We start from the raw sequence: 22,490 nt of genomic DNA on the forward strand, positions 1-22,490 counted from the left end.
TCTTCCCCTACCAATAAATATGTTTTTTAACGCTAATAGAGTTATAAAACTCTTCAATAATCATTTTATCTATTTTATCATCTTTTAAAAGATAAAGCTTATATTTTAATTGATTGTCATTTTCATCTTCAAAAATATAAACATCTTTAAGTTCATCTTTTTTAAGTTTACTATATAAATCAAAAACTTTTGATAAAACATGATCTGTTGAGGGTAAATTTAGAGATGATATATCATAATTATCTAACATTGCATGATAGAGAAGCTTTTTTTGCATTAAAATAATAGAAAAATAGGCAGCATTAAAGCGTGATTCTTGAGAATATTTTAATTTTGCTATAGGAACAGACAGGCGATCTATATAATCAGCATTTAAACATGAAAAAGCATATAAAGAGATATACTCTTCATCTCTTGAATATTCGCTAAAATGATTAAAACCAAGATTGCACGCCTCTTTATACTCTTTATCTTGATATTGACTTAACATTTTTTGTTTTATATTTCCATATAAATTTATTGTTATAAATAGTATTAACAGTAGTATTTTCATTTAAATTTTCCTGATAAGATTTCATCTAGAAGCTGCTTTGCTTGTGATGAATTAGAGTAGTTTATGTATTTTCTAAGTGTATCTATTGCCATATCTTTTTTATCTAGTTTTACTAATGATTTTGAAAAAATTATCCAGCTTGCTTCAATATTGTTATTTAATTCATTTGTTGCCAAAGCATAGTTATACGCTTGTTCATAGTCTCCTAATTGATAATACTTTTTTGCAACAAAAAGGCTTAGGGCAGGATTGTGATTTATATTAAACCTTTTTATAACATCTTGAATATCTTTTTCATCATCATTTCTTGTTATAGAAATAGAACTTTTTTGATTAACATTTTGCAAAGATTCTTTAACTTCTTCCACTGCAGGCTCTTCTACAGGGAGTGCCGTTTTTTTCTCTTCACTAACTTTTTTTATCTCTTTTTTTGTATCAATATTATTGCTTATATTTTTAGAATATGTTTCTTTTTCTGCTTTTATATTGTCTATAAATTTTAATGATGGAGAGAGCATAACCTTTTCTTGTTTTTGCAAGCTTTCTTCTTTAATAAGTTTTGGCTCTTGCGCTATGATCTCTTCTTCTATCTTAGCAGGTTCCGCCATTTTTTCTTGTTCTATTATTTTTTCCTCTTTTTTGGCAGGTTCTGCTTTTGTATTTTGTAATATTATATTTTCTTTTTTATCAATTGTTGATTTTATAATATTTTTTTTCTCTATATTAGAATTAAAATTGTATAAAGTAAAAAAAGCGATAGAAGAGCTAACAATAATTATACTCGCAGTTATTGTAAAGTAAGGAATGATTTTTTTTTGTTTATATTTTTTATGTCTGATTTCTAAATCATCAATATTAAGCATTAATAAGTCCTGTATGAATAGCAGACATCTCTATAATTTTTTTCGAAATCTCATTTCCTTTTATTTTTTTATAATTATTATTTTCATAATGCATGTATATATCAAATAATGTATATACTAGTTTATTTGTGTCTCTATAATTTCCATTTGTTAATTTATGAATCAAATTAACTGATTTTTGATTAAACATACTTGCAACATCCAGGCAATTTACTTTCATAAGTTTTTTTTGAATGTAAATTTTCAATTCTGAGGGTGAAGCATTTTCAAGCTTGATACTTTCCCAAATTCTAGTTTGAAAATGCTCTTTTGCAATTAAATCCTCTTTTTCTGTTTTATGAAGAGCAATAACAAATTTTACTTTTCTTGTGTCAGAGAGCAGTCTTATCTTTTCCATCATAAAAGTTGAGTAGAGTTGAGCTTCATCTAACATTATGATTGGCATAATATTTGCTCCAACTTCTCTATTTTCAACAACTTTCATAAATTGTGTAAAATTCAATTCACCATCATATTTAATGTCATATAAATCCTGAGCAAGTGTTTTAAAAAATTCACTTTCATCTAAAATAGGTGTTTTATATAGATAAACTTTTTGTTCAGAGACAAGGTCTTGGTGAAGTCTTGAGAGAAACATACTTTTTCCAGTACCAGGTCTTCCATATAAAAGCACCATTTTTAGAGGTTTAGCTATTGAGTCCTTTAATGCCTGGTAAATCATAGAGATTCTTTCAAGCTGGATGTAATCTTTAGCATCAACAGTATCTAAAAAAACATCCCTTGCGTTTTTATAGATACTTGTTTTCAATTTTCTTCTTTTGCACTATCAGTAGTAGCGGTAATTGCATCTTCTGCATTAAGTAAGATTTTCTCTGACAGGCCTTGATAACCTAAGTCTGATAAAGATAAATCATTCTCTTCTTTACGAATAATATGCGGTTCTATAACAATAATAAGCTCATGAACAGTTTTTTGTTTATCCTCATATTTAAACAGATAGTTTAAAAGAGGAATATCTCCGAGTAAAGGAACTTTGTTTACATTGTTTTCAACATTTGTGTTGATAAGACCACCTAAAATAATACGATTACCATCTTTTACAGTTACAACAGAGGAGAGCTGACGGCGAGTAAGATCCGGCGGCATTGTTCTGTCTTCTCCAGGGATACTAGATATATCTGAAGCTGTTTCAGATAGAGAAGGGTTTATTTTTAGTGTTATCATATGATCGCCAGAAATTTCTGGAGTAATATCTAGTAAAACTCCGGCAAAAACTGATAAAACATCTTCACTTTCACTTTGAGTTCCGGTTGTTCCGCCTGCCAATATTTCAGTACTTACTATTTTGTAAAAATATTCAGTTCCGGCTGTTATTAGAGCTGCTTGATTATTTAGAGTTAAAACTTTTGGGTTAGATATAGAATTTACTTCACCTTGAGTTTTAAGAAATTTAATAACTTCATTTAATTTTATTCCGCTTGAGCTGTTGAGTGTAATAAAACTATCCTGTGTATTGCCTGTACCTGTGCCTGTTCCAAAGCTTACATCAATATCTTGAAGAGCATATAGCTGGCTCCAGTCAACACCTGTTGTTTTTCCTTCATTTAAAGTTACAGACAGTAGCTGAACATCTATTAAGACTTGAAGCTGTACTTTGTCTTGAAGATTTTTAAGGTATTTTTCAAACCTTTGCATCTGTTTAGTTGTTGCAGTAACCGTAATAATACCGGCATTTTTATTTATAATAGGAGGCTCTGCTTTGTAGATATCTTGAGGTCTGTTAAGAACTTTTTGAAATTCTAAATCTAGTTGATGCCAAAACATCACTTCATCTGAACTGTCTATTTTCATACCTGATTTACCTGCACTGCCTCCACCTACTTCTGTGTTTGCTGTTGTAGTTGTAATTCCAGAAGAAACGCCAGCACCTTCTGATGAGAGAGTTATATCTGTTTTAGATTCACTTTTTCTTTGTGAAAGAATATAGTCTATACTAAACATCTTAGTTTCAAGATATGAAATTTTTAAAATATTATTTTCAAGAGTATATGTAAGATTATTCTCTTTCAGTATAAGCTCTAAAACTTCATTAATCGTTAGGTTGTTTAGATTTGTTTTATTTAAATTGGTATTTAAAAACTCTTGAGCAGTCGGATCAGTGACAATAATGCTAAATTCACACTCATCACTAAGCTGTTCTATAAAATCTATTATCTTAGTGTTTTTTGTGGAACTAATGCTAAAGAGTTCGTAAGAACAATCAGCTAAAGTATTAACTGATAACAAAAGTGTTAAAAGAGTCGAGTACATTGTTGTTTTTATAAGTTTCATAAATCTGCCCTACTTATTTTTGAATTTTAAATTTGAATTTCTGCTAATTGTTGATAAGATAAGTTTCTTATCACCTTTTTTTAAAGTTACCGAAGTTTTGTCAATATCAGTAATTGTATAATTGCTGATATTCTCATTCTTTTTATACCAGTTACCGTCAATCATAGCAGATGAATTGACAATAGCACTTAAAACAAAAGTGTCTTTTTTAATGCTTTTTTCCGAAGTAGCTACAGCAACAGCTTTTGAAGACGAAACTGTTCTTCGAGCTACTGAAGAAGTTTTAGCTCCTTTTTTTACTTCAGGTTTGCTTTTGTCTAAAAATATAAAAGGATCTTTTACTTTCACAACTGTAACTCCTTTTCTTGGAGGTTTGATTGCTTCTATTTGTTCATCTACCCACTCTAGTTCTGTAGCATAAAGGAGGCTGCTTAAAAAAACTGTAAGTAATATTATTAATAATGTTTTCATTAGTAAGTAATCCCCCAAATTGAAATATTTAAATCTGTACTCAGCTCATTCTGTGCTTTAATGCTTAAATCATGAACATCAACAACTAATTCACTTTTTTCAAGTGAATTGATAAACTTAACTGTATTCAAGTAATTTCCCTTAACTTTGAGTTCAACATCCAAAACATGACCAAAAGTTGATGTTTCGTTTTTTGGATAACTCTCTTCAAAGTTAATTATTTTTACATTGTGCTCTTTTGCATTTACAGATATAGAATTAAGATACTCACCCCACGCAATTTCATCATAGATAAGTGAATATATAGTTTCTATCTTCTCTTTTATATATTTATTGTTGTCTTTTTGAACCAACAATTCATTTTCAAGATTTTTAATTTCTTGAACAAGTTTAGCGACTTTTTCTTCTGTGTTTATTTTTAAATAAATTTTGTCAGAATCTATTTTTTTTGTAATATCTTCAACTTTTTTTTTCGCGCTATTAAATTCATTAACTGATGAATCATAAAACGGATAAGCCAAAAAAAACAAAATAGCAACTATGATAATATATATCATATAAACATCTTTTTGAGATTTTTCCTTAAAAAAATTATCAATTCTTTGTAAGGTATTTTCTATCATTAATTTAAAACTCATAATAAATTCACCTTTAATTCACCAAAATATAATTTTGTTTTTTCTTCATATGATATTTCATCTATCCAAAAATAGAATTTACCCTCATAAATTTTTGTTAAATATTTAATTAGGTCAGTTATTTTTTTATCATTAGAAGAGACTAGTTTAAGCTTCAACTCTTTTGTTTTATCATCTTTATTATACTTATTTGATTCTGTATAAAAAGCAGATTCCAATCTAACATCGTATCTATTTAAATCTTTTGTAAATGTATATATCAAACCAGCTTTCATAGGATAATTTACTTTAACATCGTGAATTTTTATAAGTGTGTTTTTCTTCTCAATATATTCTTGTTCTTCCTGAGCTAGTAATTTTGAAACTTTTTCTTTTTCAGCTTCTCTGCTTTTTATAGTAGCTTCTCTTGTAACTTTAATGTTGTGAACATTTTTATACTCCTCTTCAAGAAGTTTGTACTGGAGTGATTGCGCATATGTAAGTGTCCAGTATGTTGCAGGATACAAAAAAGCAAGCACAAGAGCAGCAGCACTAAGTAAAATAGCACGACCGCTTTCTCTCTTTATGAATTTTGGAGGACGATGATATGTAGTGAAATTACACTCATATCTCTCTTTTTCAGAAAGAGTAGTATAAAGATGCATAAGAGAATGAAGATGATCAATATTATTTTCACTCTTCTCAAATCCATAGTCAAAATTAAAATTATTACTTTTAATACTAAGTTCAACTTCTGATATCTCATCTAGTTTAGTTACAGATGCAAGTTGCGAATCTATGTAGATACAATCTATTTTATTTATATCTAAAGCTCTTTTTACATATGTTAAAATGTCATTGATATTTGTAAATATCTCTTTATATAGCCTAATTACATCTGTTTTATAGACACTTTCAGTAGTTTTAAGATCTTCATTTTTAAGAAAATTGATAAAGTCTTCATACTCAATCATCTCCCCATGCAATTCACAAAATCTTTCGTGCATTTGTAAAAATGAGTAATTTATAGATTTAGTATATATAAAATTTTTCTCATTATATATAGTAATAAAAGTGTCGTTTTCTTGAAAATATATAAAACAGTGGACACCGCTGCTCTCTATAATCTCTTTAGAATAAAGAGATTTTAATAGAAGAGGAGACGGTATAATATAGTCTATATATTTTACTTTTTCAACTACATTTTTAAATACATCATCTATTACAGCCGGATCTATTATAAATACATGAAAGTTTCTGTTTTCTTCATCTAAATTGTTAAAAGTTTCAATATATTCTATTTGATACATAATAGCTTGATCAAGACCAAGCTCATCGTATGCTTTATTATAAATAGCATCATATAGATCATCATCTGGAATATTTTTACTTACAGAAATATGACTATTGATAAAACTTTTTGTGTTTAGGTATGAGACAACATACTGCTCTTTATTCTATGTCGGTGATGTGATTTTATTTAAAAAATTTGAAATTGAACTTACATATGTACCCTTGTAAGGGTTAATAGAAAGTACGCTGGAGAAAGAGTGTTTTTCTTTTTTACTCATTTTCATGATCCTGTTTAAAATAAATTTTAACTAAAGTGCAAAATTTATTATTTTTATAAAACTAAATCTTGTAAATTTAATTAATCTACATGATAATCATTTTCTTTAGCAATGTTACATCATTGTTTACAATAGTATTTGAAGTTTATTTAAAAAAGCTTTAATTCTTTTTACAATAATCTCGAATATTTTGTAAATATTTTACTCTTTTTTTTAAATATTGTAGTTTAAGAATCGTTACTTTGTGTAATAAAACTTTAACTTTACTATCAATACTCTTCATAAATCAGAGAACTTAATTACTTTACTCTTTGATTTTATCTGAAGAAAGCTTAAAAAATTTTTTTTATTTAAAATTTTAAATAAATATTGTTGTTTTTGTTCATTTAACTATATGTTTTCTGCTATTTTCTATCGTAATATAGGAAAATAAATTTTACTTTTTTTTGTAATAGCTATTTTATGAGATATAACCAATCTCTTTTAAAAATGATTTATCTTTTGTCCAGCCTTTTTTTACAACAACCTGCAGATCAAGATAGACTTTTTTGCCACTTAGAGCTTCTATTTTTTCTCTGGAATATTTTCCGATTCTCTTGATTGATTCGCCGCCTTTACCAATTATAATACCTTTTTGAGACTCTTTTTCTATAATGATAGTAGCAATAATTTTGTCTATATTTTTATCTTCATAAATTTTGTCAATTATAACATCAGACTCATACGGTATCTCATCACTAACATTTTGAAATATACCCTCTCTTATAAAACCGGCATATATATCTCTTACCAATTCGCTTGTCAAATCTTCAGGATCATAAAGAAAAGGGGATTTGGGTAAAAGTTTCGAGATAGTTTCGAGCAGATCCTGATGACCGATTTTTTTTGGTACTGCCATTGGAATAAGAGCTTCAAAATAATCTGAAAACTGGTTGTACTGCGCTATTTTTTTAAAAAGTTTCTCTTGTGAAACCTGATCTATTTTACTTAATACTATAATATGTTTGATTTTTGAATTATTTAGTTTTAAAAATTTTTCATAATTTTCAATGCTGTCAGTAACTGGGGCAAGATAGACTATAAGGTCACAATCTCCCATAGCCTTAAGTGCTTCATCAAGCATAAACTGATTTAGTATTTTCTCTCTCTCATGCAATCCTGGAGTATCAACAAAGATGATTTGTGTATCTTTATGCATTACTATTGCATTTGATCTTTTTCTAGTTGCATTTGCCTTTTGGCTAACCATTGCAATGTTTTCGCCCAGTAGCGAATTCATAAGTGTGCTTTTTCCAGCATTTGGACGACCGATTAAGGAGACGAAACCTGCTTTTGTCATATTTGTTCCTATAAGATATATCTCGACAAGTCATCATTTTCGACAACAATGTCTAGTTTTTCATGTACCAACTTTTCAGTGATAACAAACTCTTTGTCTTTGTATTCATCAGCATGAAAACTTATATCTTCTAGAACTCTCTCTAGAACTGTATGAAGTCTTCTAGCACCTATATCTTCAGTTATTTCGTTTGTGCGATGAGCCAGCTTTGCTATCGCTCTAACTGCCTCGTCTTCAAAAACAAGCTTCATCCCCTCTGTACTTAGCAGTGCTTCATATTGGTGAAGCAGTGAATTTTTAGTTTGGGTAAGAATTTTATAGAGAGTTTCTTGTGTTAAAGATTCAAGTTCTACTCTTAGAGGAAACCTTCCTTGGAGTTCGGGAATAAGATCGCTTGGTTTACAGAGATGAAATGCACCTGCTGCAATAAAAAGAATATGGTCAGTATTTATCACACCATATTTTGTGCTTACGCTGCTACCTTCAACTATTGGAAGCAGGTCTCGCTGTACTCCCTCTTTGCTAGGGTCGTTTCTTCCCTGAGATTTTTCACTGACAGCTATTTTGTCAATCTCATCGAGAAATATTATTCCGCCGTCCTCGGCACGCTTTAGCGCTTCGGCATTAATGCTTGCAGAATCAATAAGCTTTGCACTCGCTTCGCTTTTTAGTATCGATTTTGCATCTTTAACCGTTACCTCTTTTTTATTATCCTCTTTATTCATTTGAGAGAATACTTTAGAGAATGATTCTTGAACTTTTGCCATCTCCGGAGGTAGATTTGTGTCGTTGAATTCAACATGTATTTTTTCAACTTCAAGTTCTATGATTTTATCATCCATCTCACCTGAGAGAACTCTTTGCTCCATAGCCTCTAAAAGTCTTTGATAGTCATCTTTTTTGCTCTCACTTGCACCTGATGGAAGAGGGGGGAGAAGTTTTTCAACTATTTTGTTTAAAACATAATTTTCAATTTTTTCTCTGTTTTCTTCCTCTTTTTCAGCTTTGACGATAGAGATAGATGCCACAACCAAATCTCGAATCATGGACTCGACATCGCGTCCCACAAAGCCGACTTCGGTATATTTACTCGCTTCTACTTTGATAAAAGGAACTTTCATCATGCCTGCCAAGCGTCTTGAGATTTCGGTTTTACCGACACCCGTAGAGCCTATCATAAGGATATTCTTTGGCGTTATATCTTTTTGGAGCTCTTGGGAGAGCTGCATTCTTCTGTATCTGGTTCTAAGCGCTAGAGCAATTGTTTTTTTAGCATTGTGCTGAGAAATAACATATTTATCTAGGTAGTCGACTATCTCTTTTGGCGTCAAATTCACTTTGCTTCTCCCTCTAAGATAAGAGTTTTTATATTATGGTTTGTGTAGATACATAAATCAGCCGCAATACTAAGGCTCTCTCTTACCAAATCTTCTTCATCCATCTCTGTATGTTTTTTAAGGGCGCGCGCAGCAGATATGGCAAAGTTTCCGCCGCTCCCAATGGATGCTATCTCGCCGTCTTCGGGCTCGACAACATCTCCGTTGCCTGTTAGTATGAAAATATGCTCATTGTTTAAAACAATCATCATAGCTTCAAGACGGCGAAGTACTTTGTCTTTTCTCCAAGCTTTGGAAAACTCTACGACGGATTTTAGGATATCGCCTTTTTTTGCCTCTAAAAAATCTTCAAACATGTCAAAAAGATTAAAAGCATCAGCGGTACTTCCTGCAAAACCAGCTAATATTTTGCCGTTATGAAGCGTGCGGATCTTTGTTGCATTTCCTTTTAGAACACTGTTTCCAAAAGTGACTTGACCATCACCGCCGATTACTGCTTTATTCTTGCCTTTGTATGCAAGTATAGTAGTGGCATCAAACATTATTCGCCTACAACATCCACATGCAGCGTCGCATGGATAGCGTGACCCAGTTTAAGGTCTAAGTCATGTTCGCCGACTGTTTTAATAGCAACTTTGTCCGTGATATGTTTTTTATCTATTTCTATATTGTGCTGTTCTAGTAAAGCTTGTGCAACTTCATCTTTTGTGATAGAGCCAAAAAGATGTCCGTTTTGTCCAACATTTTTTGTAATTACTATTTCGAGTTTGTCAAGTTTTTTTGCCAAATCTTTTAAAGATGCAATTTCATCTGCCAGCTCTTGTGCTGCTCTTTTTTGATTCTCTTCATGTTCTGTCAAAATTTCAGCAGTTGCATGTTTTGCAAACCCTTTTTTTATTAAAAAGTTTTGACCGTAGCCATCTTTTACCTCTTTAACTTCGCCTGCTTTGCCTAAACTCTTTACATCTTTAATCAATAATACTTTCATTTTTTTCCTTATCTCTCTATTTCGCCGCCGTAAGAGACGATTCCATAAGTCAGATTTCCAATTTTTTTATATCCCATATCTGTTAAAATTCTTGCACAGTGAGCACTGCGGCTTCCAACATGGCAATAAAGAATAATATTTTCATCTTTGTTTAATTTTGCATCATCAAGGGCTGCAAAAAAACTGCTTGTAGGAACCAATTTGTCAGCATCTTTTATGTGACCCATCTGCCACTCCATATGCTCACGAACATCTACAAGCTTAAATTGCACCATGTTAAGTTCTCTCGCTTCCATTAGAGATGCCAGCTCATCACCGTCTAACTCTCTCTGATCTAACAATGTAAGAGCTTCATCTTTTGTTAATCCGCGTGAGTGAGTATGAATTGCTTCTTCCATCCCCATCTCTGCTCTTTTTTTCTCAGCATATTCAGGTGTACAGTAGATTCCACAGTGACATACACCATCCTCAGGCATCTCTTTTTCTATTGCAGGTTTGCATGGACAGATTCTGTCATCAACGCTTTTTGGTTTTCCCTCAACCTCTTCAACCATAAAGCATGGGCAGAAGCGCTTGCCATACATCATCTTATTTCTGGCAAGACCCATCTGTACGCCCTCATTTACTTCGGCTTGAGGATTATATACCCAGTTGAACTGTTCGATTACTTTGTCAGTAAATTTTACTGTTTTTTCTAATTCGGTTTGAAACTCATCTGAGTTTATATCTATCTTGATTATGCTCATACTGTTTCCTTGAGTATCTATTTTTTTCTTGCTTTGCCCTCAATAATAAAACGAAGAGCATTTAATTTGATAAATCCGGCAGCATCTTTTTGATCATATACCGCATCCTCTTCAAATGTACAGTACTCTGGGTTAAAGAGTGAACTCTCAGATGAGCGTCCTACAACCGTAATATTTCCTTTGTAGAGTTTCAGTCTTACGCTTCCCTCTACATTTTCTTGAGTTTTGTCAATTGCAGCTTGAAGCATTTCACGCTCAGGAGCAAACCAAAAACCGTTATAGATAAGTTTCGCATATTTAGGCATTAATTCATCTTTTAGATGCGCTTCTTCACGGTCAAGTGTGATAGATTCGATAGCACGGTGCGCTTTTAGCATAATAGTCCCACCCGGAGTCTCATAGCATCCGCGGCTTTTCATACCTACAAATCTGTTTTCAACGATATCTACACGACCGATTCCATGTTTGCCAGCTAGTTTGTTTAAAGTTGCAAGCATTGTCGCAGGACTTAACTCTTCACCGTTCAACGAAACAGGGTCGCCGTTTTTGTAGCCGATTTCTATATATTCAGGAGTATCGGGAGCATCTTCGGGTTTTGTCGTCCACAGCCACATGCTATCTTCTGGCTCTGCATTCGGGTCTTCTAAAATACCGCCTTCATAAGAGATGTGAAGCAGATTTGCATCCATAGAGTAAGGAGATTTTTTACCTTTTTTCTCTATTTTTATACCGTGAGTTTCAGCGTATGCTAAAAGCTTCTCTCTTGAGTTCAGATCCCACTCTCTCCATGGAGCTATAATAGTCAAAGTGGAGTCTTTTCCAAGATAACCCATTTCAAATCTTACCTGGTCGTTTCCTTTTCCAGTAGCTCCGTGACTTACACCATCAGCTCCCGTAAGATGAGCAATCTCTACTTGTCTTTTTGCGATAAGAGGTCTTGCAATAGAAGTTCCTAAAAGATATTCGCCTTCATAAATAGCATTTGCTCTAAACATAGGAAAAACATAATCTTTTACAAACTCTTCTCTTAAATCTTCAATGAAAATATTTTCAGGTTTAATACCTAGTGAGAGGGCTTTTGCGCGTGCAGGTTCAACCTCTTCGCCTTGTCCTATATCAGCAGTGAAAGTAACAACCTCACAATTATATTCATCTTGTAACCATTTTAAAATAACACTTGTATCAAGTCCGCCGGAATATGCTAAGACTACTTTTTTAACTTCTTTTTTCATTTAAAAAACCCCCGTGAGCAAAATAATTACCGCGAGTTTACTATAAAAAATATTAAAGAACGGTTAGTGGAATTATTGAAAATAAAAAAAACAAATATGACTGAAGCGTTAAGTTTAGAAGTAAAAAATTTATGATAATCTTGCATTTATGAATCAATACATCCAATTACTTAAGTCAGAACCCACACTTAGAAGACTCTCTGCCATACAGCTTATCGCCTATTTTGGGGCTTGGTTTAGCAATGTTGCTATCTATACGCTTCTTTTGCATATGCAGGTTTCCCCTGAAGTTGTAGCGTTTACGGCAATGCTGCATTTTCTCTCTGGAATCATACAAGCACCATTTTCAGGTTCAATAATTGATAATATGAAACCAAAAAAGCTTATGCTGATATTGATAGCAGTTGAGATTTTTGCTACTCTTTTTTTGGTTTTTGTAAATGAACTCTCTGATCTGTGGCTTCTTTATACTCTTGTGTTTTTAAAGATGGCGGCGGCTAGTTTTTACTTCACAACAGAGATGTCGCTTCTGCCAAAACTGCTCGGAGGAGAGAAGCTTCAAAAAGCAAACGAGCTTCACTCTATTATCTGGTCGCTCTCTTACACTTTGGGCATGGCAATCAGCGGTTTTGTTGTTTTTTGGCTTGGTGTAAAGGTGGCTTTTATCCTTGATGCTATGATGTTTGTCGTTGCTTTTTTCCTGCTTTACAAGCTCCGCATTGAAGTGGAGTTTATAAAGAGCAAAGAGAGTTTAAAAGAGATGATGCGTGATAGTTTCAGATACTTTAAGAGAAATCCACACGCCGTCCATTTGATGCTGATGCACTCTTTTGTGGGACTTACCGCTTTTGATGCGTTGGTGGCGCTTATGGTAGATAAATATTATGCCTCCATCATCGCAACATCACTTGCTCTTGGGCTTTTGCACGCTTCAAGAGCAGTCGGTCTTGTTATTGGGCCCGTTATTCTTGGAAACTGGATAAACAACAAAAGGTTGGTAAATATTTTTATCTTTCAAGCATTTGCAATTTGGCTCTGGGCATATCTTATGAAGGATTTTTACATGTCGCTCTTTGCAAGTGTCATCGTGGGTTTTTTTACCACAACTCTGTGGTCCTATACATACACGCTTTTGCAAAAAAATATAGAGAAGAAATATTACGGACGAATCGTAGCATATAACGATATGTTGTTTTTAACATCGGCTACAATTACATCTTTTATGATAGGTTTTTTGGCAACAAAAGGTTTCTCTTTGGAGTTTATAACACTCCTTATAGGATTTGGATTTGTTGTCGGTGCAATTTATTTTAAATGGGTGCTTAGTACTCAAAATATTAAAGAGGTAGGATAGAGAGATGGCATCAGGAATTTTTTTACTTTTAGATGATATTGCGATGCTAGCGGATGATGTGGCGGTTGCAAGTAAAATGGCTACGCAAAAGACGGCTGCAATTCTTGGGGATGATTTGGCGGTAAATGCACAAAAAGCTACGGGGTTTGACCAATCAAGAGAGTTAAAAGTTATCTGGGCGATTACAAAAGGCTCTTTGAAAAACAAGGCCATCATCTTGCCTGTAGCCTTTGCTTTAACCGCTTTTGCCCCTTTTTTAATCACGATTATTCTTGTTTTTGGAGCGCTTTTTCTTCTTTATGAAGGAGTTGAGAAAATAGAAGAATATCTGTTTCATAAAGAAGAGGAAGTTAAAAATGAGGAGCTTTTAAACTCAACAGAAGAGAACATCTTGGAGATAGAAAAGGAGAAGATAAAGTCAGCCGTGCTTACGGATTTTATACTCTCAATAGAGATTGTGGTTATTGCTCTTGCTGCGGTATCCGACAAACCGTTTTTGGTTCAGGTCTCCTCAACCGTTATTGTGGCGTTAATAGCTACTTTTGGAGTTTACGGATTAGTTGCAATGATTGTGAGAATGGACAATATCGGCTTTTGGTTAATAGAAAAAAAGCGTATTCAAAGCGGTAATCTTCTTATAAGCGCTATGCCAAAGCTTATAAAAACTCTCGCATTTGTTGGAACTTTTGCAATGATTTTGGTAGGCGGTGGAATACTTTCTCATAAGGTAGAATTTTTTCATCACTATTATCTAGAATCACTTCCTGCTTTAGCCAATGATCTTTTTATCGGTTTAATTATAGGGGTTGTTGTTTTGTTTGTTGTGAAAATATTTCACATTCTTAAGAATAAAATAAGAAGCAGTTAAAAAGCCAAATATCAACCATCATTAGCTAATATACGAAAAAATAAGAGTTAAAAAGTTTTTGTATGAAAAATATGATATATAAGTCAAAAATAGGTGATATAGATCTTGGCAGGATCACGCGGCTTTATCCTGCAGTTGTTGTTGATTTAAATGGCGAAATTGCTGAAATGAGTCTGGAGTGGGTGGAGCTCTACGGCGATAAAGTAAAAATAAAATCTTTTGTTTTGGTTTTTGATTTTACACCTGTACATAAAGAGGTGAAAGATAGAATGACTTTGGAGTTTGAGACAAAAGATGAGCTGATGTCAGTTATGCAAGAGGTATCACAATTATTTCAAAACTGATTTCTCGCGATACGCGTAAGGTATTTTCTATTGCAATTCCCGCAGCACTCAAACATCTCGTAGATATTCTTCAAATCCTTGTAGATATGCTTATGATAGGTATGGTAAGTGTTTCTGCACTTGCCGCTGTTGGGATGAGTATGCAGTTTATGATGGTGATAAATGTGCTTATGACTCTATATGTTGTAGGAGGAAATGCACTAATATCGCGTTTTATCGGGCAGGGAAGAAAAAGAAGAGCTTCGGCGCTTTTGTATTCGCTTGCGATTTTTGCCGTTGTTTTATCTATTTTTGTAACCATCGGCGGTTATATGGGAAGCGAATATATCTATGTACTCATGGGTGCAAAAGAGGATGTCGTAGAGCAGGGTGCGCTCTATTTTAAGATAATATCACTGGGTATCGTGGTTATTTTTATAGATACGCTTCTCTACAATGCGCTCTCAGCTGCAGGAGATACGAAAAATTCGCTCTATATCAAACTTATCTCTACAGCGATCAACGCTTTTTTAAATTATGTTTTTATCTTTGGTCATTATGGTTTTGATGCGATGGGAATAGAGGGAGCTGCATATGCAACAATCATCTCCTACTGTTTTAATGTAGCAGCCTATTACATATTGATAAAAAATCCGCACTCAAAGTTAAATATCGTTCCGATTATCAGAGTAAAAGATCTTATCAGGGTTTGGCATATAGGGTGGAGTGCAGCACTTGATCGCGGGATCTCAAGCATGTCGTTTTTGGTTTTTGTAGCAATTATCGCCGCTTATGGAACAGCAGAACTTGCGGGATACCAGGTAGGACTTAGAATAGAGGGAATTGCTTTTATGCCCGGTTTTGGTTTTGCAATAGCTGCAATGGCTCTTGTAGGACAAAATTTAGGAGCAAATGACAAAGAGCGAGCTTACAATATGGGAGTTATAAGCGGACGAATCGCTTATGTCTTTATGGGAAGTGTAGGCGTTTTTCTCATTCTTTTTCCGGAGTTTTTGGTTGGTTTTTTTACAAAAGACAGTGCGACAATTGCAGTGGCTTCCTACTATCTTGTATTAGTGGGACTTGCACAGATTCCTCTTGCTATTATGTTTGTCTACTCTGGAGCACTAAGAGGAGCAGGAGCCACAAAAACAACGCTCAAAGTCAATGTTTTCTCTTTATGGGTTTTTAGGGTTATTCCATCTTATATAGCCTATAAAATGGGTTATGGAATCATTGCAATTTTTGTAATTATGAATATAGAGACTCTTTTAAAAGGGCTTATTTATGTTTATCTTTACAAAAAGAGAGCCTGGCTTGATACCAAAGTTTAGTATAGTTTAGAGGAGAGATTAAATTTATTATAATATATATCTATCATTTTTTTTAGCGTCTTATCATCAAGCTCACTCTTCTTTTTTATACCAAATTTTTTTAGATATTCAAGAGGCAGGATAGATTTATCGTAAGTGGGATCTTTAAGATACTCAAAAATAGCTTTTTTGATTCTTTCTTCACTGCTGTATTTAAGAGTATATTTTTTCATAATAATATTAAATTTAAAGTCTTCCCCATGGCAGCTTAAACAGTTTTGCTCAAATTCGGAAGCGTTTAACAGAGTGCAAAAGAGAAGAAAAAAAACTATTTTTTTTACCATGTCAGAGTCACCTTTGTTCCTTTGTTCTGTTTGGACTTAATGTCTATTTTTATATTATACTCATCAATAATTGATTTTATAATACTGTATCCTATTCCAAATCCGCCCTGAGATTTGTCAAACCTCAGATATCTTGTGAAAATTTTCTCTATCTCTTCCTTGCTCATGCCTTTTCCCTCATCCTCAATACTTAGCATTGATTCATTAAGTGTGACAGTTATTGCTGTTGACTTTCTTGTGTATTTGATTGCATTTGAGAGGATATTGTCGATTAAACGCTCCATTTTTTGTTTATCGGCGATAAAATGAACATCCTCTTTTATCTTCAAAACAAACTTTATTTTTTTCATATTTGCCATATTTGCAAAGTAATTTACTCTTTGAACTAATATTTGAGAGAGATTTAAATCTATATTTTGAGTTGATGTTTTATGATTTAAAAGCAGATAGACCAAATCTTGATATATATTTGAGATGCCCATAGACGCAATCTTTATCCGATCTAATTTTCGAAGTGTTTTTTCATCACAATTTGTCGAATCAAGTGTTTCTATATTTGTTAAAATTGCTGTTATGGGCGTATTTAGCTCATGTGTTGTATCTTTTATAAAGTTATCAAGAAGTTTTATGTTTTCTCTTATGGGTTTTAAAACCAAATTTACAAGAAAAAAGGATGTAATTATGGTAATCAAAACAACAATAATTGCGAGATAAATTAAAGCGTTTAAAATATCTAGGTTTTTTGTCTCTTTTTGTACAACGATATATGCAGCCCCCATATAGTAGGGTGACAGGGATGTGATAAGATAAGATTTAGAGTCTTTTATAAAAAACTTATTCTCTAACTCCTCAATATCATCATCAAAAGTGCTAAAGATAAGATTTTTATCAATATCGTAAATTGCACTTTTAAAATTATTAAATCTTGGATATTTATAGTCATGATTGTTTACTTCATGAAGAGCGGAGAGCTTATCTTCAATCTTAAGTGCATATTTTTTTAAAGTTTCTTTTTCATCATGCATAAGTTGATCTTTTTCATAGAAATAGTAACTTGTAAAAAGAGTCGCAATAAGCAGAAGTGTGGAGCTTAGATAGAGTCCCAAAACATAAAGAATACTTTTTTTTTCACCACTATACAAGTTTGTATCCAATGTTTTTTATACTTAGTATGTGTTCTTTTCCTATATGTTTTCGCAAATTTTTAATATAGGTTCTAAGACTCATATAGCTGTGGCTTTCGTTATACTGCCAAACATTTTGATATATATTTTCAAAATTAACACATTCGTTTTTATATCTTAAAAGCAATTTTAAGAGTAACAGCTCTTTTTGATTAAGTGCTATTTTTTCACCCTCTTTTATTAGTTCATTTGAGTAAATATTAAAATCTATCTCATCTGTTACCTTAATAAGCCGCTCCTGTGTTTTATATACTCTTTTTAGCAGAGCATTGATTCTAAGAAGCAGTTCTTTTAGTGCAAATGGCTTTTTAACATAGTCATCTGCACCGCACTCATAGCCTGAAGAGAGATCTTTTATGCTGTTTAACGAGGTTATAAAGATTGCAGGAGTTAAAATATTTGCCTCCCTTAACTCTTTTAAAAGTTCAAATCCGTCGATTTGCGGAACACTTACATCCAAAAGAAACAGATCAAATCTTGCAGTATAAATAGACTCTAATGCCTCCTCTCCATCATATACGCAAACGACATCAAAACCCTCATCTTTAAGAAACTCTTCAACAGTTTGCGATAAATTTATGTCATCTTCAAGATATAAAATTTTCATAAAAAATTATATCTTAATTATATAGAAACTGAAAAGTTTTCAATTTTTATTTTATTTAGATTTGATTTGTTCAACATACTATTAAGCGCATTGACATAATCTTGCAAGCTTAGAGTATCTGGATCAATCTTTTTTATTTGGGTGATTACCGCTGATCTGTCTGTTTGATTCATAGAACTAAGCCGCACTATTATGCTGTTTTTATCTTCTGTAGAGAGATTTTTTAAAATATCTCTTATGCCGCTTTGATTGTAATTAATGCCTGCAGCGTATAATCTTCTCATCTGTATTTACCGCCGCCTCTTGAACCTTTATACATATTGCCTGATCCATCTTGAGAGCCTTGCTTTGTGCCGCTTTGAGAATTATTTTCTTTAAAGGAGTCTCTCTCCTCTTGACTCATGTTTTGAACACGGCTTTGCATTTCAGCTTTAAAAGCGTCACGATCTTCGGCAGGGACAGAACCGCGCATACTTTGCAGCTCTTCTGTACTCATAAGAGAGTAATCGGTTGCAAAACATAAACTTATACTCAACAGTGATAATATTGCTATCTTTTTCATTTATAGATCTCCTTTGTTTTCTAGCTTTTAAAACTATATCAAATGAGTGTGAAATTATTGTGAAGCTCTAAAATAGTTGATTTATTTGATAAGTTTTTTACCCTTTGATTCCATCCGCACGAGGTGAGAGTAAAAATTTAAAAAATAGTTTTATGTATATTGCAAAAGGCAGAGTCCAAATAATCGATGAGTAGAGATAAAGTTCATTTGCATACTCCTCAAAAAATGGAATAGACCCTCTCATAATAGAAGCCAGGAGCATAAAAAACACCATAAGGTGTGTATAGATATTTGAAGTAAGATGTCTTCCTGTATGAATCCATCCTATGATTATCATAACCATCAAATAAGCAAGTCCGTAACCACCGCTTGTTATAAAGTGTCTAAAGTGGTTTATATTTGCACCTTTATTGCTTAAAATATCCCAACCCATAAATGCGTAGCCAACAGCGATCATAATAAAAACCAAACTAAGATAAATTACATAAGGCTGATTTAGTATGAATTTGTCTTTTAGATTATAATCACTTGTAATTGCCAAAATAGCAGCTCCCGCTGCAAGTCCAAGCCACCCTAAAGCAGAATTGTAAGGGTAGAAAAATTCTACTATAGTAAATGTTATAACGGTAAAAATAGCAAGATTTGTCAATGGAGGGCGAGCAATATAAATATCATCAATTCCTTTGTCTTCCATAAGTTCATTGACAGCTTCCATATTTACTCTTCTCATAGCAAGCAGTATTAAAACTACATGTCCGCCAAGAGCAGTTTTAAGTATATCCATTGCATCAGTTTGGGCAAATCCTGCCATTGACGCAAAAAACCATGCTTCAAGTATAAAAAGAGCTACCATCGCATACCCTAAAGATGCATGTCTTTGAAGTTTATCCAAAACAGCATCTTTGGCAAACCAGATCAGCCATCCAAGCATTGCAAGATTAAAAAAAGCGGCTATGTAAACACCTGTTATATCAATAAACCAAAAGCTTATGCGTCCGGCTAACCATAAAAACACAACATATTTGAGTTTTTTGCCTATAAGAGGAACCATTCCTGGAAAAAGTTCAGGCAGCCCTGTGGTTAAAAAAGCCAATATTCCTGCAGTTAAAATACCAAATAGCATTTCATAAACATGCCAGATTAAAATATTATCCATAAACGGAATATTGATAATTCCGCTCCAAATCAGTCCCCACAAAAGCATAGAGATAACGAGGTAAGGAGCAAGAAGTAAAAATGCAGGTCTAAATCCATATGCTAAATATGTAGGTACATCCTTCTCATCAGGATAGTAAAGATAGTGATTTGTAGCATGTAAAGTTTGTGTCTGTTCTTTTTTATTACTCATTACTTTAATTCCAGTTCAAATGTATCAATAATTTCTTCATCTTGCAGTATTTCTGCACTTTTGCCGTAGACATATTTATCATCTCTTTGATTTTGAATCAAATCAAATTTGAATTTTTTTACAATATGCCCCGGATCTGCTTTAAGAAGAAGCATTTCATCACTCAGGCGAATCGCTTCCATAAGGTCATGGGTGATAAAAAGTATGCTTATCTCTTTTTTGCTTATCATATCTATCAAAACGCTTTGTAGCTCTTTTTTGAGTCCGATATCAAGAGCAGAAAATGGCTCATCCAAAAAGAGGAGGGATGGTTTGACGACAAGTGCTCTTGCAAAACTCACTCTCTGCTTCATTCCTCCGCTTAAATCTTTTGGAAATTTTTCAAAATCCTCTTCATCAAGTCCAAATCGAAGTGCTATCTCTTGTGATTTTTTGATAGCCGTATCTTTTTTCTCACCTTTTGCAATAAGTGCTAAAGCGATATTGTCTATAACATTTTTCCATGGGAGCAGTCTTGCTTCCTGAAAAGCATACGCACTGCTTTCAAAGGTATTTGTAACGCTTCCATCCTCAACATCAAGCAGATTTGCGCAAAGGTGCAGAAGCGTTGTTTTTCCACCGCCGCTAGGACCAACGATAGAGAGAACCTCACCTTTATTTAGAGTAAAGTTAATATCTCTTAAAATTTCCGTAAAACCAAAATGGTGATTTAATTTTTTAACCTCTAATCTCTCCATAACTCAACCTCTCTTTTAATCGGCTCTAAAACAATATACTCTATAAACATAAGAGAACCTATCATAATAACCACTATAGAAAGTGCTGTAGGTGTGTCTAGCTGGCTTCTTGCAACAGCCAGAGAAGCTCCGATGCCGTTGCTTGTAGCAAGAAGCTCTGCCATTACAACTATTTTCCATGCCATACCAAGACCGCTGACCCAAGCAGGAAAAACATATGAAAAAATATGCGGAAAATAGACATCGAAAAAGCGCATGTGCCAAGGAAAATGAAAGCTCTCAGCCATCTCTTTAAGATCTCCGTCAAGTGTGCGTGTTCCTTGAAGCGCTCCGACAAAAACTATAGGAAAAGAAGCAACGATAACTGTAAATATAACGGTTTCATCACCCATACCAAACCAAATCATTGCAAGAACGATCCATGCAATCGGAGGCATACCTACAAAAATGGTTACAATAGGTCGACTCATCATAGAAGCTGTAGCAAAAAATCCTGCCAATAGACCAAGAGCAGTTCCAAATATAAGTGAAATACCAAAACCGATGGAAGCGCGATAAAGTGTAGTATTTATCTCATTAATAACGCTCTCATCATGCAGCATTGCATTTAATGTTTTAAAAGTCTCTAGAGGTGAAGGAAGAACTAAATTACCATACATTTGATTGCCAACATCCCAAAGCGCAATAAAAAGAAGTATGGAAGCGATAGCTCCCCATCCGCTCCATAAATATGCAGGAAAGTCTTTTATAATTTTAAGTGCAAATTTCATATTTAAAATCCATAGTAAAAGGTATCATCTGGGAGTTTGCCGCCTATGCTTTTTGGATCTTCTTCTTTTAAAACATTAAAGAAAAATTCTAAATCTTTTTTTGCTTGAGCTGCATTTATGCTTTTAAGTCTAACATGTGATATAGAGTCTTTTACACCATCTTCTTGGAGCATATCAAATGTTTTTACAACAAGAGCAGCTGCTTTTTCGGGGTTTGTTTTGTACCACTCAATGGACTTTTCATACTCTTCTTGAAATCTTTTGATAACATGATCATCTTTTATATGCCCCATAACTGCAATTCCAGCTTCGGGAATATCACCGTTTGTGTCAAAAATATTTCCCCACTCTTTTTGAAGATCAACACTTCTAAAAAGATCAGGTGCTACAAGACTAACAGGAAAAGATTTGGTTTTACGAAGTGCAATAGAGATGGCAGGCTCGGCTAAAAGTGCATGATCTATTCTTCTCATAATAAGCATCTGCATAGCATCCATAGGATTAGCTACATATACAAGATCAAAATCCTTTTGCGGATCTAAACCCTCTTTTTTTAGAAGTTGTTTAAAGACGATATCAGGCATATCTGCGCGAAATGGAACTGCTATTTTTTTACCTTTAAAATCTTTAAGGGTTTTTAGTGAATCATCACGACTAATCATTCCTAAAATTCCCCAAACAGAGACATTTATAAGTTTTATGTCTACGCCTTTGTTGTATAAAATTGCTGCAGTGTTTGTTGGAACAGCCACAAAATCAACATTGCCTCTGATTGTCATAGCGCGAAGTTCATCCGGATTTTTCCAAATTTTAAACTCTACCTCTTCAGCTATATCACTTAGAGCATTTGTTTCAATCATATGTAAAATAGGATGTGAAGATGAAGCAAACGGACCAGATATCACTATCTTTTTTAGTTTTGCTTCAGCACTTAGAATAGTTGAAAACAGTAACAGTGTAAAAAGGCTATAAATAATATTTTTCATATTTATGTTTTCCTTGTTTTTTTTAAATTTATACTGATAATATAAT

26 protein-coding genes are annotated in these 22,490 nt (G+C 33.2%); 4 read left to right on the forward strand and 22 right to left on the reverse strand.

Annotation, left to right across the window (positions count from 1 at the left end):
• Window positions 1-7 precede the first annotated feature (7 nt).
• The 13 genes from CVO_RS03040 to CVO_RS03100 all read right to left on the reverse strand — a co-directional run bounded on the left by CVO_RS03040 (window position 8) and on the right by CVO_RS03100 (window position 12,048).
• Complete coding sequence (locus CVO_RS03040; RefSeq protein WP_159569926.1) at window positions 8-553, reverse strand: hypothetical protein; 546 nt, start codon at window positions 551-553, stop codon at window positions 8-10.
• Complete coding sequence (locus CVO_RS03045; protein ID WP_241691000.1) at window positions 550-1,416, reverse strand: CDC27 family protein; 867 nt, start codon at window positions 1,414-1,416, stop codon at window positions 550-552. Before CVO_RS03045 ends, CVO_RS03040 begins: the two co-directional genes overlap by 4 nt.
• Window positions 1,409-2,224, reverse strand: coding sequence for an ATP-binding protein (locus CVO_RS03050; RefSeq protein ID WP_159569928.1), 816 nt, complete (start codon window positions 2,222-2,224; stop codon window positions 1,409-1,411). The genes CVO_RS03045 and CVO_RS03050 overlap by 8 nt, the downstream gene beginning before the upstream one ends.
• Window positions 2,221-3,747 (reverse strand): pilus (MSHA type) biogenesis protein MshL, encoded by a 1,527-nt coding sequence (locus CVO_RS03055; protein WP_159569930.1) that lies wholly within the window; start codon window positions 3,745-3,747, stop codon window positions 2,221-2,223. The genes CVO_RS03050 and CVO_RS03055 overlap by 4 nt, the downstream gene beginning before the upstream one ends.
• A 9-nt stretch (window positions 3,748-3,756) precedes the next feature.
• Entirely contained in the window at window positions 3,757-4,218 is a 462-nt protein-coding gene (locus CVO_RS03060) for a hypothetical protein (protein ID WP_159569932.1), read from the reverse strand.
• Window positions 4,218-4,856 carry a type 4a pilus biogenesis protein PilO gene (locus CVO_RS03065; RefSeq protein WP_152299622.1) on the reverse strand — a complete coding sequence of 213 codons (639 nt, stop codon included), beginning with the start codon at window positions 4,854-4,856 and terminating at the stop codon, window positions 4,218-4,220. The genes CVO_RS03060 and CVO_RS03065 overlap by 1 nt, the downstream gene beginning before the upstream one ends.
• Window positions 4,853-6,145: a hypothetical protein gene (locus tag CVO_RS03070; RefSeq protein WP_241691001.1), complete on the reverse strand. Its 1,293-nt coding sequence runs from the start codon at window positions 6,143-6,145 to the stop codon at window positions 4,853-4,855. Before CVO_RS03070 ends, CVO_RS03065 begins: the two co-directional genes overlap by 4 nt.
• Before the next feature lie 721 nt (window positions 6,146-6,866).
• Window positions 6,867-7,745, reverse strand: coding sequence for a GTPase Era (gene era, locus CVO_RS03075; protein WP_152299620.1), 879 nt, complete (start codon window positions 7,743-7,745; stop codon window positions 6,867-6,869).
• 8 nt (window positions 7,746-7,753) lie between these two features.
• Window positions 7,754-9,082, reverse strand: coding sequence for an ATP-dependent protease ATPase subunit HslU (gene hslU / locus CVO_RS03080; RefSeq protein ID WP_159569934.1), 1,329 nt, complete (start codon window positions 9,080-9,082; stop codon window positions 7,754-7,756).
• Window positions 9,079-9,624: an ATP-dependent protease subunit HslV gene (gene hslV, locus CVO_RS03085; RefSeq protein ID WP_159569936.1), complete on the reverse strand. Its 546-nt coding sequence runs from the start codon at window positions 9,622-9,624 to the stop codon at window positions 9,079-9,081. The genes hslU and hslV overlap by 4 nt, the downstream gene beginning before the upstream one ends.
• Window positions 9,624-10,070 (reverse strand): 50S ribosomal protein L9, encoded by a 447-nt coding sequence (rplI, locus tag CVO_RS03090; protein ID WP_159569937.1) that lies wholly within the window; start codon window positions 10,068-10,070, stop codon window positions 9,624-9,626. The genes hslV and rplI overlap by 1 nt, the downstream gene beginning before the upstream one ends.
• 8 nt (window positions 10,071-10,078) lie before the next feature.
• Entirely contained in the window at window positions 10,079-10,816 is a 738-nt protein-coding gene (locus CVO_RS03095) for a ferredoxin-thioredoxin reductase catalytic domain-containing protein (protein WP_159569939.1), read from the reverse strand.
• Window positions 10,817-10,833: 17 nt separating this feature from the next.
• Window positions 10,834-12,048, reverse strand: a complete 1,215-nt coding sequence (locus CVO_RS03100; protein WP_152299615.1) for an argininosuccinate synthase — start codon at window positions 12,046-12,048, stop codon at window positions 10,834-10,836.
• Between the two features lie 148 nt (window positions 12,049-12,196).
• On the opposite strand from CVO_RS03100, the gene CVO_RS03105 reads away from it, so the two are divergent.
• The 4 genes from CVO_RS03105 to CVO_RS03120 all read left to right on the forward strand — a co-directional run bounded on the left by CVO_RS03105 (window position 12,197) and on the right by CVO_RS03120 (window position 15,927).
• Window positions 12,197-13,402: an MFS transporter gene (locus CVO_RS03105; RefSeq protein WP_159569941.1), complete on the forward strand. Its 1,206-nt coding sequence runs from the start codon at window positions 12,197-12,199 to the stop codon at window positions 13,400-13,402.
• 4 nt (window positions 13,403-13,406) lie between these two features.
• Window positions 13,407-14,270 (forward strand): DUF808 domain-containing protein, encoded by an 864-nt coding sequence (locus CVO_RS03110; RefSeq protein ID WP_159569943.1) that lies wholly within the window; start codon window positions 13,407-13,409, stop codon window positions 14,268-14,270.
• Between the two features lie 62 nt (window positions 14,271-14,332).
• Window positions 14,333-14,614, forward strand: coding sequence for a hypothetical protein (locus CVO_RS03115; protein WP_241691002.1), 282 nt, complete (start codon window positions 14,333-14,335; stop codon window positions 14,612-14,614).
• 35 nt (window positions 14,615-14,649) lie between these two features.
• Window positions 14,650-15,927, forward strand: coding sequence for an MATE family efflux transporter (locus CVO_RS03120; protein WP_152299612.1), 1,278 nt, complete (start codon window positions 14,650-14,652; stop codon window positions 15,925-15,927).
• Here the strand turns inward: CVO_RS03120 and CVO_RS03125 are convergent.
• The 9 genes from CVO_RS03125 to CVO_RS03165 all read right to left on the reverse strand — a co-directional run bounded on the left by CVO_RS03125 (window position 15,924) and on the right by CVO_RS03165 (window position 22,444).
• On the reverse strand, window positions 15,924-16,250 hold the full coding sequence (locus CVO_RS03125; RefSeq protein WP_152299611.1) for a hypothetical protein: 327 nt from the start codon (window positions 16,248-16,250) through the stop codon (window positions 15,924-15,926). The two genes, CVO_RS03120 and CVO_RS03125, sit on opposite strands and share 4 nt — an antisense overlap.
• Window positions 16,244-17,404: a sensor histidine kinase gene (locus CVO_RS03130; protein ID WP_159569945.1), complete on the reverse strand. Its 1,161-nt coding sequence runs from the start codon at window positions 17,402-17,404 to the stop codon at window positions 16,244-16,246. The genes CVO_RS03125 and CVO_RS03130 overlap by 7 nt, the downstream gene beginning before the upstream one ends.
• On the reverse strand, window positions 17,385-18,041 hold the full coding sequence (locus CVO_RS03135; RefSeq protein WP_152299609.1) for a response regulator transcription factor: 657 nt from the start codon (window positions 18,039-18,041) through the stop codon (window positions 17,385-17,387). Before CVO_RS03135 ends, CVO_RS03130 begins: the two co-directional genes overlap by 20 nt.
• 17 nt (window positions 18,042-18,058) lie before the next feature.
• Window positions 18,059-18,325: a hypothetical protein gene (locus CVO_RS03140; RefSeq protein ID WP_159569947.1), complete on the reverse strand. Its 267-nt coding sequence runs from the start codon at window positions 18,323-18,325 to the stop codon at window positions 18,059-18,061.
• A complete protein-coding gene (locus tag CVO_RS03145) occupies window positions 18,322-18,603 on the reverse strand; it encodes a DUF1104 domain-containing protein (RefSeq protein ID WP_152299607.1) in 282 nt (93 codons plus the stop codon). Before CVO_RS03145 ends, CVO_RS03140 begins: the two co-directional genes overlap by 4 nt.
• Window positions 18,604-18,700: 97 nt before the next feature.
• Window positions 18,701-19,951: an NnrS family protein gene (locus tag CVO_RS03150; protein ID WP_152299606.1), complete on the reverse strand. Its 1,251-nt coding sequence runs from the start codon at window positions 19,949-19,951 to the stop codon at window positions 18,701-18,703.
• The gene (locus CVO_RS03155; RefSeq protein WP_159569949.1) at window positions 19,951-20,688 is read right to left on the reverse strand and encodes an ABC transporter ATP-binding protein; all 738 of its coding nucleotides are present in this window, start codon (window positions 20,686-20,688) and stop codon (window positions 19,951-19,953) included. The genes CVO_RS03150 and CVO_RS03155 overlap by 1 nt, the downstream gene beginning before the upstream one ends.
• Window positions 20,676-21,458, reverse strand: a complete 783-nt coding sequence (locus tag CVO_RS03160; protein ID WP_152299604.1) for an ABC transporter permease — start codon at window positions 21,456-21,458, stop codon at window positions 20,676-20,678. Before CVO_RS03160 ends, CVO_RS03155 begins: the two co-directional genes overlap by 13 nt.
• Window positions 21,459-21,460: 2 nt before the next feature.
• Window positions 21,461-22,444: an ABC transporter substrate-binding protein gene (locus CVO_RS03165; protein WP_159569951.1), complete on the reverse strand. Its 984-nt coding sequence runs from the start codon at window positions 22,442-22,444 to the stop codon at window positions 21,461-21,463.
• Window positions 22,445-22,490: the final 46 nt, after the last annotated feature.

It is taken from the genome of Sulfurimonas sp. CVO (assembly GCF_009883775.1).
GTDB lineage: Bacteria > Campylobacterota > Campylobacteria > Campylobacterales > Sulfurimonadaceae > Sulfurimonas > Sulfurimonas xiamenensis.

Excerpts from the sequence above, each read along its gene's own strand:
- CVO_RS03040 (WP_159569926.1), bottom strand. The coding sequence starts at position 553 with ATGAAAATACTACTGTTAATACTATTTATAACAATAAATTTATATGGA.
- CVO_RS03045 (WP_241691000.1), bottom strand. The coding sequence starts at position 1,416 with ATGCTTAATATTGATGATTTAGAAATCAGACATAAAAAATATAAACAA.
- CVO_RS03055 (WP_159569930.1), bottom strand. The coding sequence starts at position 3,747 with ATGAAACTTATAAAAACAACAATGTACTCGACTCTTTTAACACTTTTG.
- CVO_RS03060 (WP_159569932.1), bottom strand. The coding sequence starts at position 4,218 with ATGAAAACATTATTAATAATATTACTTACAGTTTTTTTAAGCAGCCTC.
- CVO_RS03065 (WP_152299622.1), bottom strand. The coding sequence starts at position 4,856 with ATGAGTTTTAAATTAATGATAGAAAATACCTTACAAAGAATTGATAAT.
- CVO_RS03070 (WP_241691001.1), bottom strand. The coding sequence starts at position 6,145 with ATGTATCAAATAGAATATATTGAAACTTTTAACAATTTAGATGAAGAA.
- era (WP_152299620.1), bottom strand. The coding sequence starts at position 7,745 with ATGACAAAAGCAGGTTTCGTCTCCTTAATCGGTCGTCCAAATGCTGGA.
- hslV (WP_159569936.1), bottom strand. The coding sequence starts at position 9,624 with ATGTTTGATGCCACTACTATACTTGCATACAAAGGCAAGAATAAAGCA.
- rplI (WP_159569937.1), bottom strand. The coding sequence starts at position 10,070 with ATGAAAGTATTATTGATTAAAGATGTAAAGAGTTTAGGCAAAGCAGGC.
- CVO_RS03095 (WP_159569939.1), bottom strand. The coding sequence starts at position 10,816 with ATGAGCATAATCAAGATAGATATAAACTCAGATGAGTTTCAAACCGAA.
- CVO_RS03100 (WP_152299615.1), bottom strand. The coding sequence starts at position 12,048 with ATGAAAAAAGAAGTTAAAAAAGTAGTCTTAGCATATTCCGGCGGACTT.
- CVO_RS03105 (WP_159569941.1), top strand. The coding sequence starts at position 12,197 with ATGAATCAATACATCCAATTACTTAAGTCAGAACCCACACTTAGAAGA.
- CVO_RS03110 (WP_159569943.1), top strand. The coding sequence starts at position 13,407 with ATGGCATCAGGAATTTTTTTACTTTTAGATGATATTGCGATGCTAGCG.
- CVO_RS03115 (WP_241691002.1), top strand. The coding sequence starts at position 14,333 with ATGAAAAATATGATATATAAGTCAAAAATAGGTGATATAGATCTTGGC.
- CVO_RS03125 (WP_152299611.1), bottom strand. The coding sequence starts at position 16,250 with ATGGTAAAAAAAATAGTTTTTTTTCTTCTCTTTTGCACTCTGTTAAAC.
- CVO_RS03135 (WP_152299609.1), bottom strand. The coding sequence starts at position 18,041 with ATGAAAATTTTATATCTTGAAGATGACATAAATTTATCGCAAACTGTT.
- CVO_RS03140 (WP_159569947.1), bottom strand. The coding sequence starts at position 18,325 with ATGAGAAGATTATACGCTGCAGGCATTAATTACAATCAAAGCGGCATA.
- CVO_RS03145 (WP_152299607.1), bottom strand. The coding sequence starts at position 18,603 with ATGAAAAAGATAGCAATATTATCACTGTTGAGTATAAGTTTATGTTTT.
- CVO_RS03150 (WP_152299606.1), bottom strand. The coding sequence starts at position 19,951 with ATGAGTAATAAAAAAGAACAGACACAAACTTTACATGCTACAAATCAC.
- CVO_RS03155 (WP_159569949.1), bottom strand. The coding sequence starts at position 20,688 with ATGGAGAGATTAGAGGTTAAAAAATTAAATCACCATTTTGGTTTTACG.
- CVO_RS03160 (WP_152299604.1), bottom strand. The coding sequence starts at position 21,458 with ATGAAATTTGCACTTAAAATTATAAAAGACTTTCCTGCATATTTATGG.
- CVO_RS03165 (WP_159569951.1), bottom strand. The coding sequence starts at position 22,444 with ATGAAAAATATTATTTATAGCCTTTTTACACTGTTACTGTTTTCAACT.